Here is a 14,330-nt window from a genome sequence, read left to right as displayed (position 1 = left end):
AGGAACCGGGTGCAGGCGCTCAAGATCGCCCGTGGGGCGGCGTTCGCGGTGACCATCGGCCTGGCGGCGTGGGGTGTGGTGCATTTCGCCACGCATGTGGGCAGGCCGGTGGGTGGTCCGGCCGCGCCCGCGGCGATCGTGGTGGACGACCGCGCGCTCGCCGCGGACAGTGGCGCGGTGAGCTACGGCTGGCCGGGCCGGATCGGACAGTGGTGGTGGTGGCCACGTTCACCGACGGCGCGCGGACGGCGGTGGTGACCGGGCCGCGGCGGGTGTTCGCCGAGCCGGAGTTCACCTCGCGCAGGTCGCCACGACCGCGTGGGTGCGGCTGCTGCCCGGCCCCTGGCGGGCGAGCGACGAGCGCGCCGAGTGGTTCGCGTCCTGGCTGGCGCGGGACCCGGCCAAGCCCGACATCCTGGGCATCATGACCGAGTACCAGCACGGCGCGCCGGCCGAGCGCGACCGGCGCGGGGTGCGGTTTCGCGGTGACGCCGCGTTCGGGCCGGTCGCGGTGTCCGGGGCGGGCAGGCTGGAGCAGTCCGACTTCATCGACTACCTCGGGGTGTCCTGGAAGTTCGGCGACGGGGTGACCCGCAAGCCGAAACCGCGCCACTACGGGGCCACCGACTGCTCCGGGTTCATTCGCCTGGTCTTCGGCTACCGCTCCGGCTACCCCCTGCTCTCGGGCAACACCCCCGGCCCTGGCCTGCCGCGCCGCGCCTACGCCATCGCCGAGTCCGGCCCCGGCGTCGCGCTGATCCCCGACACCGGGGACCGGGTCACCGACTACGCCGCCCCGCAACCCGGCGACCTGCTGTTCTTCCAGTTGGAGGGCGACGAGCAGATCGACCACGTCGCCCTCTACCTCGGCATCGACACCACCGGACACCACCGATTCATCTCCAGCCGCGAACGCGCCAACGGCCCCACCATGGGCGACCTCGGCGGCACCTCCCTACTCGACGACGACGGCAACTACTCCCGCGCCTGGCGAGCCGCGCGACGGGTGTGACCACTGTGGACGGTCCGGTTGCCGGTGCGGCGTCTCACGAAGGCGTCCGGGCCCGCGCCGCCGGGGCGGCGGCGCGGGCCGTGCGGAATCGACTCCGCGGGGACGGTCAGAGGGAGCCGGTGAGCCAGGGGCCGGTGATGGCGAAAGTGATCCCGGGGTTCTGGGCGTTGGCGAACAGCCAGTTTCCGTTCTTCGGCTCGAAAGTGGAGCCGCACCATTCGGAGCCGCGGTAGTCGCCGGGGGCGACGGATTTGCCGGGGACGCCGCCCTGGGGGATCACGACCTGGTTGAGCGCGAACGGGAAGATTTCCCCGGCGGTGGTCAGGCCGTGCAGGTATTCGCCCTCGTTGCCGTCTTCGCAGAGGACGATGCCGCCGCGGGGGCTGACGCAGATGTTGTCCGGGTTGTTGAGCACCGACGCGTCGGGGGAGGCGAACAGCACGCGCATCCGCTCCGACTTCGGGTCGTATTCAAACACCTGGCCCTGGCCCTGCGGGCCGCCGCTGGTGGAGACGATGTAGACGCGGTCGTTGCCCCACCACGCGCCCTCCAGGCGCTTGAACACCGCGGCCCCCAGGGCGGCGCCCTGCTCGGCCGGGCGGGTCTCGCCGGGCGCGTAGTCCGGGTTGGGGATGGTGACCCACGAGGTGTCGTAGGTGACGCCGGTGCCGTCGGCGTAGGTCGTGTAGGAGGAGCCGTCCGGGGTGCGCACGACCATCATCTGGAGCTGCCCGCCCGCGGCGAGGTTGCCGCGCTGGGCGGGCAGGTAGCGGTAGAAGCCGGACGGGGTGGCGTCCTCGGTGAGGTACACGATGCCCGTGCCCGGGTCGACGGCGACGGCCTCGTGGCTGAACCGGCCCATGGCCTTGATCGGGTTCGGGTCGCCCTTGCGGTCGAAGGGGACCTCGAAGACGTAGCCGTGCCGGGCGCCGTTCGGGCCGAGTTCGGTGGTTTCCTCGCAGCTCAGCCAGGTCCCCCACGGGGTGGGGCCGCCAGCGCAGTTGCGGATCGTGCCGGAGAGGCTGGCCCAGGACTCCAGGAACTCGCCCTTGCTCGGGTCGAACACCAGGTTGGTGGTGCCACCGGCGGCGGCGGGGTCGTACGCGGGCTCGGTGAACGCCCCGGAGTACGCGCTGACCTCGTGGTTGCGGACCAGGGCGACGGCGCCGTCCGCCCGGCGGAACGCGGCCATGCCGTCGTGCTTGCCGGGGGTGGGCTTGCCGTCGGACATCATGTCGCCGGTCCAGCCGTGGCTGAGGTACTCGAACCCCTTGGGCAGCGCCAGCAGTTCCAGGCCGGTCGTCTGGTCCTTCACCGGCGACAGCGGGCCGTAGTCGGGGCTCGCGCCGAGCTTGGTCATCGGCGCGGCGCCAGCGGTGCGGCTGCCGAGGGCCTCCAGCGGGCCGAGCGCGGCCAGCGCCGTCGCGGTGGCCAGTCCTCGTTTCAGGAAGGTGCGGCGCCCGGAAAAGTTATTGGTCACGATTTCTCCAGTTCGGGAGCGGTGCGAACGGCCGAACGCTAATAGGCGCGCGTCGACACAACTCAACAAATAGATGAACGATGGATGACCTGGTTTTCCGGGAAGTGCTTGTGCCGCGCTTTTATGAGAGGGTTCTCATGTGGATCGGCAATGTGTCTAGATCGTCGGCGCGGGAAGCTGGTCCGATTGGGGTATGGTGAATGCGAAAACGATTACATTAGAGGATTCTCATCCACTTTCCGCCGGAGCGCATCGGGATGGCGGGCGCGCATTCCTTTCGAGGTCACGCGGTGTTCACCTCGGCCCGATCTGATATCGCGAAGTCGCGTCAGTCCGGCGCTCCTCGAATCCGACGGTCGGCAGCCGGGCCGCGGGCCGACCGTAGAGACACGGAAGAAGGATGACTCATGCCTACCTCCCAGTCCCCTCCGACGAAACAAGCGTCCCGCTGGTCGCTGGCCGCCCTGCGGTATGACCTGCCCGCGTCGATCGTGGTGTTCCTGGTCGCGATCCCCCTGTCGCTGGGTATCGCGCTGGCCTCGGGCGCGCCGATCACCGCTGGCCTGATCGCCGCCGCGGCCGGTGGCGTGATCGTGGCCGCCGCCGGTGGTTCCGCGCTCCAGGTGAGCGGCCCGGCGGCCGGGCTGACCGTGGTCGTCGCCGAGTTGGTGCAGGAATACGGCTGGGCGGCCACCTGCGCGATCACCGTCGCGGCGGGCGCGCTGCAGGTCGTGCTCGGCGCGGTGCGGGTCGGCCGCGCGGCGCTGGCGATCTCCCCGGCGATCGTGTACGGCATGCTCGCCGGGATCGGCATCACCATTGTGCTGCAGCAGGTCCACGTGATGCTCGGTGGCAAGTCGGCCAGTTCGGCCAACGCGAACATCGCCGCCCTGCCCGAGGCGGTCGCCCGGCTCAACCCCGGCGCGCTCGCCCTGGGTCTGCTCGTCATCGGCGTGCTGCTCGCCTGGCCCAAGGTGGCGGGCAAGCTCAAGGTGCTGCCCGCGCCCCTGGTCGCGATCGTGCTGGCGACCGCGGCGGCGGCGGTGCTCGGCCTGGGCGTGCCCAAGGTCAACCTGCCGGACGACCTGCTGGGCAGCTTCATCTTCCCCGCGATGCCCGGTGGAAGCTGGTCCGGGATCGCGATCGCGGTGGTCACCGTGGCGCTGATCGCGAGCATCGAGTCGCTGCTGTCCGCGGTCGCGGTGGACAAGATGCACAACGGCCCCCGCGCCGACCTCGACCGGGAGCTGGTCGGGCAGGGCCTGGCCAACATGGCCTCCGGCGCGCTCGGCGGCCTGCCGGTGACCGGCGTGATCGTGCGCAGCTCCACCAACGTCGCCGCCGGGGCGCGCACGCCTGCGTCGGCGATGCTGCACGGCGTGTGGGTGATCGTGTTCACCCTGCTCGCCGTGGCGCTGCTGGAGCAGATTCCGCTGGCCGCGCTGGCGGCGCTGCTGGTGATGGTCGGCGTCAAGATGATGGACATCAACCAGATGCGCACCCTGCGGCGGCACCGCCAGTTCGCGCTGTACGCGATCACCGCGTTCGGCGTGGTCGAGCTGAACCTGATGGAAGGCGTGATGCTGGGCATCGCCGCGGCGATCCTGCTCTCGCTGTACCGGCTGACCCAGACCAAGATCCGCACCGAGGAGCGCGGCGACGACTGGCACGTGACGGTGCAGGGCTCGCTGACGTTCGTGTCGGTGCCCACGCTGTCCAAGACCCTGGCGAAGATCCCGGCGGGCGCCAACGTGGACGTCGACCTGCGGGTGGACTTCCTCGACCACGCCGCGTTCGAGGCGCTGCACAACTGGCGCACCGCGCACGAGCGGATGGGCGGCCGGGTCGACATCGACGAGATCCACGAGGACTGGTACGAGCGGGCCGCCTCCGGCGAACCGGGGAGCAGCAAGTCCACTCCGGCCGTGCCCTGGTTCCTGCCGCTGCAGCGGACCCGCCCCCAGGACGAGCCGGAAGACCAGATGCTGCGCGGTGTCCGCGAGTTCCAGCGGGAGGCGGCGCCGAAGCTGCGCCCGCTGTTCGAGGGGCTCGCGGGCGGCCAGTCGCCGTCGCAGCTGTTCATCACCTGCGCTGACTCCCGGCTGGTCCCGCACGTGATCACCGGCACCGGGCCGGGCGACTTGTTCATGGCCCGCAATGTCGGCAACCTGGTGCCGTGCCACGGCGACGACTCCGACGCCTCGATCAGCGCGACCATCGAGTACGCCACCGAGGTCCTCGGGGTCGCCACGATCACGGTGTGCGGCCACTCCGGCTGCGGCGCGATGGGCGCCCTGCTGGCCGGGCGCGGCACGGGCGAGGCGAGCGGGCCGCTGGACTCGTGGCTGCGGCACGGCGCGCGGTCGCTGGACCGGTTCGTCGGCGAGTCCAGCAAGTCCACTGTGTCCGCCGAGTCCAACGGGTCCAACGGATCCGCTGTGTCCACTGTGGACGGCGACGGTCGCTCGGAGCTGGAGCGCCTGTGCCACGCCAATGTCGCGCAGCAACTGGACAACCTGATGACCTACCCGGGAGTGCGCGACCGGGTGGAAGCAGGCGAGCTGCGGCTGGTCGGCATGTACTTCGACATCGCCACCGCCGCGGTCCATCTGCTCGACCCGGCCACCGGCCACTTCGGCCCGGTCGACCAGTCGCGGGAGTCGACTCCCCAACCCGCGACGGTCTGACCACGGGTTCACCGGCGGCGTGCCCCCTCGCGCCGCCGGTGAACCGCCCCGCGGATGCCACCTCCAGCCACCGCCGCCTGGAGGTGGCATCCGCCGTACCCACCCAAGGAGCGCTGTGCACGTGCAAACCGGCCGCCTCACCCCGGCGCTGATGGGCGGCGCCCTCGTGCTGTTCGCGGCGGCGCTGATGATCCTGTCCGAACGGGCGCAGCCACCCCCGCTGGGCGAGCCCGTGACGATCGTCGGGCCGCCGTCCGGCGTGGCGACCACGCTGACGCCGCCCAGCACCGGCCCCACCGACCCGAGCGACCCGACCAAGGCCACTGGGGTGTGGTCGGCGTCGCCGACCACACCCCGCGAGCAGGCCGAGAGCGTCCAGGTCACCGAAAAGCGAGTCACGACAGCGCGACCGGTCCCCGTGGCGACGACCACGGCGGCCCCCGCGCCGTTGACCACCCAGGCGCCCGCGGCGGACCCCGCCGCCCGGGCGCCGCTGCCCACCCGGACCCCGACCTCCACCGCCGACTGCGACGACGACTGCGAATCCGACGATGACGACGACTGACGCCGCCGCCCACCAGCCGCGGGTTCGGGCCTGGAAATCACGGCGGCTGAGCATCCTGGGCTGGATGCTCCTGCTCACCGGGCTCACCCTGGCCCTCACGATCACGGCCACCGCGGTCGTGCTGACCACGCAGCTGCGGGAGCGCATGGACGAGCGGCTCGCCGAGGAGGTCAGCGAGTTCCGCTCCACGATCCACAGCCACGCCGAGCTCGCAGGCGAGCGCGGCATCGACGTGGCCGAACTGCTCGACCTCGCGCTGCGCGCGATCCGGCCCGACGACGAGCAGGCGTTCCTCGCCCTGGTCGACGGCAAGCCGCTGCGCGGCGACGCGGTCGGGGCGGCGGCCGAACTCGCCCGCGATCCCGCCCTGCTGGCCATGCTGTCCGCCGCGACCACCCCCGCCTACGGCGACACCGTCACCGCGGCCGGGCGCGTCCGCTACGCGGTCGTGCCCGTCACCAACCCGCCCGACCCCGCCCGGGGGACGTTCGTGATCGCCACCTTCCCCGACGAGGAAGCCGACGAGATCGAGCACGCCATCGTCACCGACGCGATCGTCGGCGCGGGCGCGCTGCTGCTCGCCGCCGGGGTGGGCTGGCTGTTCGCGGGCCGCCTGCTCGCCCCGCTGCGCGTGCTGCGCGACACCGCGAGGTCCATCAGCGAGTCCGACCTCACCCGCCGGATCGAGGTGACCGGGCACCACGAGATGGCCGATCTCGCCGCCACCTTCAACGCCATGCTGAACCGGTTGGAGGAGGCTTTCGCCACCCAGCGGCAGTTCGTGGACGACGCCAGCCACGAGCTGCGCACCCCCATCACGATCATCCGCACCAACCTCGAACTGCTCGGCGACGACCCGGCGGAGCGCAGGCAGACCATCGCGCTGGTCACCGACGAGCTGGACCGGATGAGCCGGATCGTGGGCGACCTGCTCACCCTCGCCACCACCCGCCGACCGGACTTCCTGCACCCCGCCGCGGTCGAGCTGACCACGTTCGTCGAGGACGTCTACGCCAAGGCGGGCGCGCTCGCGCCGCGCGACTGGATTCTCGAACGGCCGAGGGACACCACGCCCACGCTGCTGCACGCCGACCGGCAGCGGCTGGACCAGGCGGTGATCCAGCTCGCGCAGAACGCGACCCAGCACACCGACGACGGCGACCCGATCTGGATCGGCTGGGACACCGGCGACGGCCTGGCCCGGGTCTGGGTGCGCGACAGCGGCCCGGGCATCCCGGCCGACCAGCAGGCGCACATCTTCGAGCGGTTCGGCCGGGCCACGCCGCGGCGCCGGTCCGGCGGGGCCGGGCTGGGCCTGGCGATCGTCAAGGCCATCGCCGAGGCCCACCACGGGCGGGTCCGCCTCGACAGCCGCCCCGGCCACGGCTCGGTGTTCACCCTCGAACTGCCCACCGCGAAGCAGCCCGCCCCGACCCCGGAGCTGACCAGTGCCTGACATCCTCATCGCCGAGGACGAGGACCGCATCGCCGCCATCATCGAGCGCGGCCTGCGCGCCAACGGATTCGGCGCCACCGTCGTCGCCGACGGCCACGCCGCGTACCGGCAGGCGCTCTCCGGCGACCACGATTTGCTGCTGTTGGACATCGGGCTGCCCGGCATGGACGGCTTCGCGGTCCTGCGCGAACTCCGCAGGCAGCACTGCGCGATCCCGGTCATCATCCTCACCGCCCGCGGCGGGGAGGAGGACACCGTCGCCGGGCTCGACGCGGGCGCGGACGACTACCTGAGCAAGCCGTTCCGGTTCGCCGAGCTGCTGGCCCGCATCCGTCGTCGGCTGCGTGACGACGAGCGCTCGGACCCGCACCGGCTGCGGTGCGGGCCGATCGTCCTCGACCTGTACGCGCGGGTGATCGAAGTGGACGGCCACGCCGTGGAGCTGACCGCCCGGGAGTTCACCCTGGCTGAGACGTTCTTTCGCAGCGGCGGCCAAGTGCTTTCCCGCGAGCACCTGTTGGCCACGGTGTGGGGCCCCGATTTCGACGGCGACTCCAACATTGTCGACGTCTATGTGCGCTATCTGCGCCGCAAAGTCGGCGCCACCTGGATCAGCACCGTCCGCGGCCGCGGCTACCGGCTCACCGATTTGCCCACGAGCACCCCGTGAACGCTGTCGCGCGGCGCCGGAGCCGGTTCGCCGAATAACCGGGCGGCCGAAGGGGCGGGGGTGCCGTCCGTTGGGGCAGAGGCCAGGGAACGGGCTCCCGGGTGCGGCGGGCTGTGGTCCGCTGGTGCGCGGGAATCGACCCGACGGGAGGCAGATCGACAATGACGAGCACCGTTTACGAAGCGAATCTGAAAGCGCACGTGACCACCGACGACAGCGGCCGGGTGCGCCATATCCGGCACGGCCAGGAGCGGCGGATCGCCGAGGACAACGCGCCTCGGCTGGCCGCTGGCCGGTATCTGGACGAGATGGCCGACGCGCTGAGCATTCCCCGGGAGCGGCTGCGGAATCTGGACCGGGGCGCGCAGAACCTGCTGCCGGTCCAGCAGGGAATCGAATACCGGCTCGATGAGGAGAGACAGCGGTCAGGGTCCACTGTGGTCAGTTACTGTCAGACCTATTTCGACATTCCGGTGTGGCGGCGCGGGTTGACCGTGAAGGTCGAGCACGGGCCGACCCGGGTTGTGGCCGTCAGCGACAACACCGAGGACGACCTGGACGGGGAACTGCCCGCGCAAGAGGCGATCGAGCGCTACCAGAAGCTGTTCCCCGCCACGCCCGTCCGTGGGGCGGCGCCGCCACCCGGGGACGACTCCGCGCCGTTCGTGCGGTCTCTGCTGGGAGTCGACGCGCCCGCCGAGCGCGGCGACCGGACCGGGTTGATGAGCGGGAAGTTCGTTGTCTACAAGTACATCGCGGACCAGCGGTTCGCGGGTCAGCCCACCCGGGGCGACGGAGGGTCGATGGAGGAAGGCGACGCGCCGGTCCTCGACCTTCCCCCGGTGGCGGAAGGGATTCAGGAGGGCCGCGCCTACCTTGTCGCCGAGTTGGTCTTCCGGTACGACCTGCCCGACCACGGCCACCTGGTGTGGCTCGCGCTGGTGGAGCCGGAGACCGGTTCGGTGCTGTACCTGGAATGCCTGACCTGCGGCGTGAGCGGGCTGGTGTTCCGGCAGGACCCCAACGTCGGCTCGGGAAACCTCATGGTCACCTCCGCGGACGGGAACACGGTCCTCGACGACCACGACTCCCTGGAGGTGCTCAACGATCTGGACGCGCCGGTCGGGAACACCCAGAACCTCAGCGGAACCTACGTCGTCATCCAGAACGTCGAGAGTCCCGCCATCGCCTCGCCGACCAGACCGGCGGGCCAGAACTTCGACACATTCCAGCCGCGCACCAACGACTTCGCCGCGGTCAACGCGTACTACCACCAGACCGAGCTGTTCCGGTACATCGAGGACCTCGGCTTCCCGATCGCCTCCTACTTCGACGGGACCGACTTTCCCATCCCGATGGACCACCGCGGCCTCGGCGCCGCCGAGGCGGAGACCATCAACGCGCACTGGGTGCCCAACGGCGCGGGCGGCACCGGACACATGTGCTACGGCCTGTGCGACGTCACCAACCTCGCCGAACCCCTCGGCCGGGCCGTCGACCCCTGGGTGCACTGGCACGAGATGGCCGGACACGGCTCGCTCGGCGACCACGTCGGCTCCGGCAAGCTCGGGTTCTCGCACAGCGCGGGCGACGGTCTCGCCGCCATCCGCCAGGACCCGGAGTCCGCCCTGCGTGCGGTTCCCGAGCGGTTCCGCTACGCCCCGTTCCGCCCGTTCAAGGAGGAGCGGCGCTTCGACCGGGCCGTGCCGACCTGGGCCTGGGGCGGCCCGAACGACCTGGGGCAGGTGGGGTACAACGCCGAGCAGATCTTGGCCACCTGCCACTTCCGGCTCTACCGGTCCCTGGGCGGCGACCACACCAGCCTGGGCCGCCGCAAGTTCGCCGCCCGCGCGGCGATCTACCTCATCCTGCGCACGACCGAGAACCTGACCGCCGCCACCAACCCCAGCAACTTCGACCCGGTGACCATGACCAACGTCCCCGGCCGGGGGGCGCAGCTGTGGTGCGAGGAATTGCAGGACGCCGACCTGCAGAACTGGACCTCCGAAGGCCTTTCCGGTGGCGCGTACAACAAGGTGGCCCGCTGGGCGTTCGAGAAGCAGGGCAGCTACGGCGGCGCCGCCCCCGAGGTCGACGTGCACATCGACGACGGCCGCGCGGGCGAATACCAGTTCCAGGCCGTGCACTGGCACAACCAGTCCATGTGGAACCGCACCAGCCCGGACGGCCTCCCCGGGCACCAGAACGCGGTGGCCGGGGCGACGAACTTCATGTACGTCAAGGTGAAGAACCGGGGCACGGCCGCGTCCGGCGAGGTCGTCGTCAAGGGTTTCCACTGCCTGCCCGGCGCCGGGCTCACCTGGCCCACGGACTTCACCCCGATGGGCCCGGCCGCGGGGCTCACGGTCGACAGCATCGACCCGGGCAACGCGGAGGAAGTCGTCCTCGGCCCGTTCGAGTGGACCCCGAACGAGAACGTCTTCGGCCACGACTGCACCCTCATGATCGCCTCGACGGACGGCGACCCCAGCAACGTCGACCACTTCACCGGCAACGAGACCATCGAGGAGTGGCGGCTGGTCCCGCACGACAACAACGTGGGCCAGCGCAACGTGGTCATCGTCCCCGGCGGCGGAGGAGGCGAGTCCCTGATCGCCGCTCTCGACGGCGCGGTGTTCGTCGCGGGCAACAGCCGCCCCAAGCCCGCCACGCTCCAGATCCGGGTCCAGCTCCCCGACCTGCTCAAGCGCAAGGGCTGGCGCCTCGACGTCCCCGAGTCCGCCGACCTGCGCCTGCGCCCCGGCGAGAAGCGCACCCTGCGCCTGCGCCTGGCCGCGGGCGAGGACTTCACCGCGGACGAGGTCGCCAAGAGCCGGGGCCGCGACATCCAGGTCCACCTTGAGGCCGACGGGATTCCGCTCGGCGGCATGACCTACCGGATCGACCCCGATCTCCAGAAGCCTTCTGGCGGGCAAGAGCAGGAGGTCGAGTAGGACCCGGCCGCCGCACTCCGATTCCGCGAGCACGGAATCGGAGTGCGGCGGCTTTGTCACCATTCCCACAGAATCGCGGTTGGCGGACACTGGTTTCACGCACGCCGACACCGCCGCTTGACCAGGTCAAATGGACTTCCTACCGTTCCCAGGTAGTCGGCCACTGTCGGATGCGGCCGTCCTGGGAACAGGGGTCCGCCGTGTCGGGAGTTCGTCGGCGTCTGCTCGGAGCGCTGCTTGCCGCGGCCACCGTCGCGGGCGGGATCGTGGTGGGGGTCGGCTCGCCGGTCGCGGGGGCGGCGGAGGCGCCGGGGACGGTGGTCGGGACGGTGCCGTTGGACGCGGGGCGGCTTCCGGCGGACGCGGCCAGCGGGTACCAGGTGCGTTACGCGTCCACGGGGATCGGTGGGGCGCCGACCACGGTGAGCGGGTTGGTTTACCTGCCCAAGGGCGTCGCGCCCGCCGGTGGCTGGCCGGTGCTGTCGTGGGCGCACGGCACCAGCGGACTCGGGGACGGGTGCGCGCCGTCGGTGGTCGGACCGTACCGGATCGGCCATCTGTCGAAGTGGCTCGCCGCGGGGTACGCCGTCGTCGCCTCCGACTACGCCGGGCTGGGGACGCCGGGGGAGCACCCGTATCTCGACGGGCGGGTCGCGGCGCACGGGGTGATCGATATCGTGCGGGCGGCGCGGGCGGCCACGCCGGGGCTGTCGCCGCGCTGGCTGGTGGCGGGGGAGTCCCAGGGTGGGCACGCGGCGCTGTTCGCCGCGAACGCCGCGACCCGGTACGCGCCGGAGCTGGACTTCCGCGGCGCGGTCGCCTACGGCGCGCCGTCGAACCTGAGCTACTTCGTCTCGCTGATCGGGCCGTCGTTCCCGCCGTCGCTTGTCGATCTGGGCACGAAGACGATGCTGGCCTACGTCTTCGCCGGGTTCGACGTCGCGCGCCCGGACTTCGGTTTCGACGCCTACCTGACCCCGCTCGGCAAGGAGGTCGTCGCCGACGCGCGCAGACTCTGCAACGCGGACATGGCCGCGCGGATGTCGAACGTGGGTTTGGGCGAGATGTTCACCAAGGACCTGGGCGACCCGTTCCGGCAGGCGTGGGGCTCGGTGTTCGACGTGCCGGTGACCGGCTACGACCGGCCGCTGTTCATCGCCCAGGGCACGAACGACGCCACCGTGCCGCCGTTCACGGCTGAGCGGCTCGCCAGCGACCTCGCCGCGAACAACCAGCCGCACACCTACAAGACCTACCCCACCGACCACACCGGCACCACGGACGCCGCGTTGCCCGACGCGCTCGCGTTCGCCAAGGGCGTGTTCGACGGGGTCGCTCCGGGACCCGGCGCGCCGGGGACGGTGGTCGGGACGACGCCGCTGGCGGCGGGGCGGCTGCCGGCGGACGCGGCCAGCGGGTACCAGGTGCGTTACGCGTCGACGGGGATCGGCGGGGCGGCGACCACGGTGAGCGGGTTGGTTTACCTGCCCAAGGGCTCCCCACCCGCCGGTGGCTGGCCGGTGCTGTCGTGGGCGCATGGCACGCATGGGCTCGGCGACTCGTGCGCGCCGTCGGTGACCGGGGCGGACCGGATCTCGTATCTGTCGAAGTGGCTTGCCGCGGGGTACGCGGTCGTCGCCTCCGATTACGCCGGGTTGGGGACGCCGGGGGAGCACCCGTACCTCGATGGGCGGGTCGCGGCGCACGGTGTGATCGACATTGTGCGGGCGGCGCGGGCGGTCACGCCGGGGCTGTCGCCGCGCTGGCTGGTGGCGGGGCAGTCGCAGGGTGGGCACGCGGCGTTGTTCACCGCGAACGCCGCGACCCGGTACGCGCCGGAGCTGGACTTCCGCGGGGCCGTCGCGCACGGCGCGCCGTCGAACCTGGCGGACTTCGTCGCCCTGATCGGGCCGACGTTCCCGCCGTCGCTGGTCGACCTGGACACGAAGACGCTGCTGGCCTACATCTTCGCCGGGTTCGACGTCGCGCGCCCGGACTTCGGCTTCGACGCCTACCTGACCCCGCTCGGCAAGGAGGTCGTCGCCGACGCGCGCAATCTCTGCTACTACGAGATGGCCGCGCGGATGTCCTCGGTGAACCTCGGCGACATGTTCACCAAGGACCTGGGGGAGCCGTTCCGACAGGCGTGGGGCTCGGTGTTCGACGTGCCGGTGACCGGCTACGACCGGCCGCTGTTCATCGCCCAGGGCAAGGACGACAGCACCGTGGCGCCGTTCCTGACCGACAAGCTCGTCGGCGCACTCGCCGCGAACAACCAGCCGCACACCTACAAGACCTACCCCAGCGACCACACCGGCACCCCGGACGTCGCCCTGCCCGACGCGCTCGCGTTCGCCAAGGGCCTCTTCGCCGACATCGCCGACACCACCCCGCCCTCGGGTGTGACGGCCGCGGCCGATCGCGCGCCCGATGCCGGGGGCTGGTTCAACAAGCCGTTCACCGCCACCTGGTCCGGCACGGACCCCAGTGGCATCGCCGAGTGCACCAAGGCCGCGTACTCCGGCCCGGACACCGCCACCGGATCGCTCACCGGCACGTGCACCGACAAGGCGGGCAACGTCAGCGCTCCGGCGCCGTTCGCGTTCCGCTACGACGCCACCCCGCCCACGGCGACGGTCACCGCCCCCGCCGGACTGATCCGCGCCGGGACGGAACTCGGCGGCACGGCCGCGGACTCCTTGTCCGGCGCGGCCGAGGTGACCGTGACGGCGGTCAACTTCTTCACCGGCCAGCGCATCACCCGCGCCGCGACCTGCGCCGCCGCGGGCTGCGCGACCTGGCGCGTGTCGACCACCGGCCTGCACGGCTTCTACACCGTCACCGCGACCCCGCGCGACGCCGCGGGCAACACCGGACCGGCCAGCCCCGGGGCGTTCACGATCATCCTGTGACCGCCCCGGGGACGCGGGCTACTTCTTGCAGTTCGCGAAGTAGTACTTGGTGAGCTTGTCGGTGGCCGCGGTCAGGTCGGCGACATCGCCGAACGCCCGGGTGTCGCCCAGCGTCGCGTTGTCGGCGAGCGGTTCGAGGGCGGCCTTGAGCTTGGTGGCGTAGGTCTTCTTGGCGGTCCACGCCTCGGCGATCTCCGCCGGGGGCTCGATGTCGCCCATGACCTTGAGCGCCGCCTCCACCTCGGGCAGGACGTCGGACTTGGGCAGCCAGACCTGGAACTGGCTGAACGACGCGCCGCTGCCGCCGTTGGCCTTGAACTCGTCGCAGAAGCCCAGCCCCGCCGAGGCGGGCTTGCCCGTCTCGCTCTGCGCCTGCTGGCCCGCCGGTGTCGTCGCCGCCGGACTCCCACTCTCGGCGCCGCCGCCGCACGCCGCCAGGGCGAGCGCGCACGCCCCCGCCGCCACCACGTGTCCGAACCTGATCACGTTTCCTCCCTCGCTGTAGGACGCCCACACGCTAGGCCATCCGCCGGATCGCCCCGGGCAGGTTCACGGGATTGGTCGTCCGGATGACAGTGAGATGACAGTGGGATG

Annotated in this window: 10 protein-coding genes; 8 read left to right on the top strand and 2 right to left on the bottom strand. The window is 71.5% G+C overall.

Annotation, left to right across the window (positions count from 1 at the left end; genetic code table 11):
• Window positions 1-9: 9 nt before the first annotated feature.
• Window positions 10-258 carry a hypothetical protein gene (locus tag ACZ6SD_RS12490; RefSeq protein WP_465317051.1) on the top strand — a complete coding sequence of 83 codons (249 nt, stop codon included), beginning with the start codon at window positions 10-12 and terminating at the stop codon, window positions 256-258.
• Window positions 259-322: 64 nt separating this feature from the next.
• On the top strand, window positions 323-1,012 hold the full coding sequence (locus ACZ6SD_RS12485; RefSeq protein WP_465317022.1) for an NlpC/P60 family protein: 690 nt from the start codon (window positions 323-325) through the stop codon (window positions 1,010-1,012).
• 106 nt (window positions 1,013-1,118) lie between these two features.
• Here the strand turns inward: ACZ6SD_RS12485 and ACZ6SD_RS12480 are convergent, their stop codons facing one another.
• Window positions 1,119-2,492, bottom strand: a complete 1,374-nt coding sequence (locus tag ACZ6SD_RS12480) for an alkaline phosphatase PhoX (protein ID WP_465317021.1) — start codon at window positions 2,490-2,492, stop codon at window positions 1,119-1,121.
• Window positions 2,493-2,899: 407 nt separating this feature from the next.
• Between ACZ6SD_RS12480 and ACZ6SD_RS12475 the strand changes: the two genes are divergently transcribed.
• The 6 genes from ACZ6SD_RS12475 (at window position 2,900) to ACZ6SD_RS12450 (ending at window position 13,736) form a co-directional block, all read left to right on the top strand.
• Window positions 2,900-5,179 carry a SulP family inorganic anion transporter gene (locus tag ACZ6SD_RS12475; protein ID WP_465317020.1) on the top strand — a complete coding sequence of 760 codons (2,280 nt, stop codon included), beginning with the start codon at window positions 2,900-2,902 and terminating at the stop codon, window positions 5,177-5,179.
• A gap of 115 nt (window positions 5,180-5,294) precedes the next feature.
• Window positions 5,295-5,744 (top strand): hypothetical protein, encoded by a 450-nt coding sequence (locus tag ACZ6SD_RS12470; RefSeq protein WP_465317019.1) that lies wholly within the window; start codon window positions 5,295-5,297, stop codon window positions 5,742-5,744.
• Window positions 5,731-7,200, top strand: a complete 1,470-nt coding sequence (locus ACZ6SD_RS12465; RefSeq protein WP_465317018.1) for a sensor histidine kinase — start codon at window positions 5,731-5,733, stop codon at window positions 7,198-7,200. Before ACZ6SD_RS12470 ends, ACZ6SD_RS12465 begins: the two co-directional genes overlap by 14 nt.
• Window positions 7,193-7,870, top strand: coding sequence for a response regulator transcription factor (locus tag ACZ6SD_RS12460; protein ID WP_465317017.1), 678 nt, complete (start codon window positions 7,193-7,195; stop codon window positions 7,868-7,870). Before ACZ6SD_RS12465 ends, ACZ6SD_RS12460 begins: the two co-directional genes overlap by 8 nt.
• Before the next feature lie 161 nt (window positions 7,871-8,031).
• On the top strand, window positions 8,032-10,824 hold the full coding sequence (locus ACZ6SD_RS12455) for a hypothetical protein (protein WP_465317016.1): 2,793 nt from the start codon (window positions 8,032-8,034) through the stop codon (window positions 10,822-10,824).
• A gap of 200 nt (window positions 10,825-11,024) precedes the next feature.
• Window positions 11,025-13,736, top strand: coding sequence for an alpha/beta hydrolase family protein (locus tag ACZ6SD_RS12450; protein ID WP_465317015.1), 2,712 nt, complete (start codon window positions 11,025-11,027; stop codon window positions 13,734-13,736).
• An 18-nt stretch (window positions 13,737-13,754) separates the two neighbouring features.
• Here the strand turns inward: ACZ6SD_RS12450 and ACZ6SD_RS12445 are convergent, their stop codons facing one another.
• Entirely contained in the window at window positions 13,755-14,222 is a 468-nt protein-coding gene (locus ACZ6SD_RS12445; protein ID WP_465317014.1) for a hypothetical protein, read from the bottom strand.
• Window positions 14,223-14,330: the final 108 nt, after the last annotated feature.

It is taken from the genome of Actinokineospora sp. NPDC051303 (assembly GCF_055586285.1).
Note: the sequence above shows the minus strand (reverse complement) of the source record. Positions and strands in the feature narration are given on the sequence as shown.

What these genes read in the sequence shown, in the direction of transcription:
- ACZ6SD_RS12455 (WP_465317016.1), top strand. Translation starts at nt 8,032, where the DNA reads ATGACGAGCACCGTTTACGAAGCGAATCTGAAAGCGCACGTGACCACC.
- ACZ6SD_RS12465 (WP_465317018.1), top strand. Translation starts at nt 5,731, where the DNA reads ATGACGACGACTGACGCCGCCGCCCACCAGCCGCGGGTTCGGGCCTGG.
- ACZ6SD_RS12475 (WP_465317020.1), top strand. Translation starts at nt 2,900, where the DNA reads ATGCCTACCTCCCAGTCCCCTCCGACGAAACAAGCGTCCCGCTGGTCG.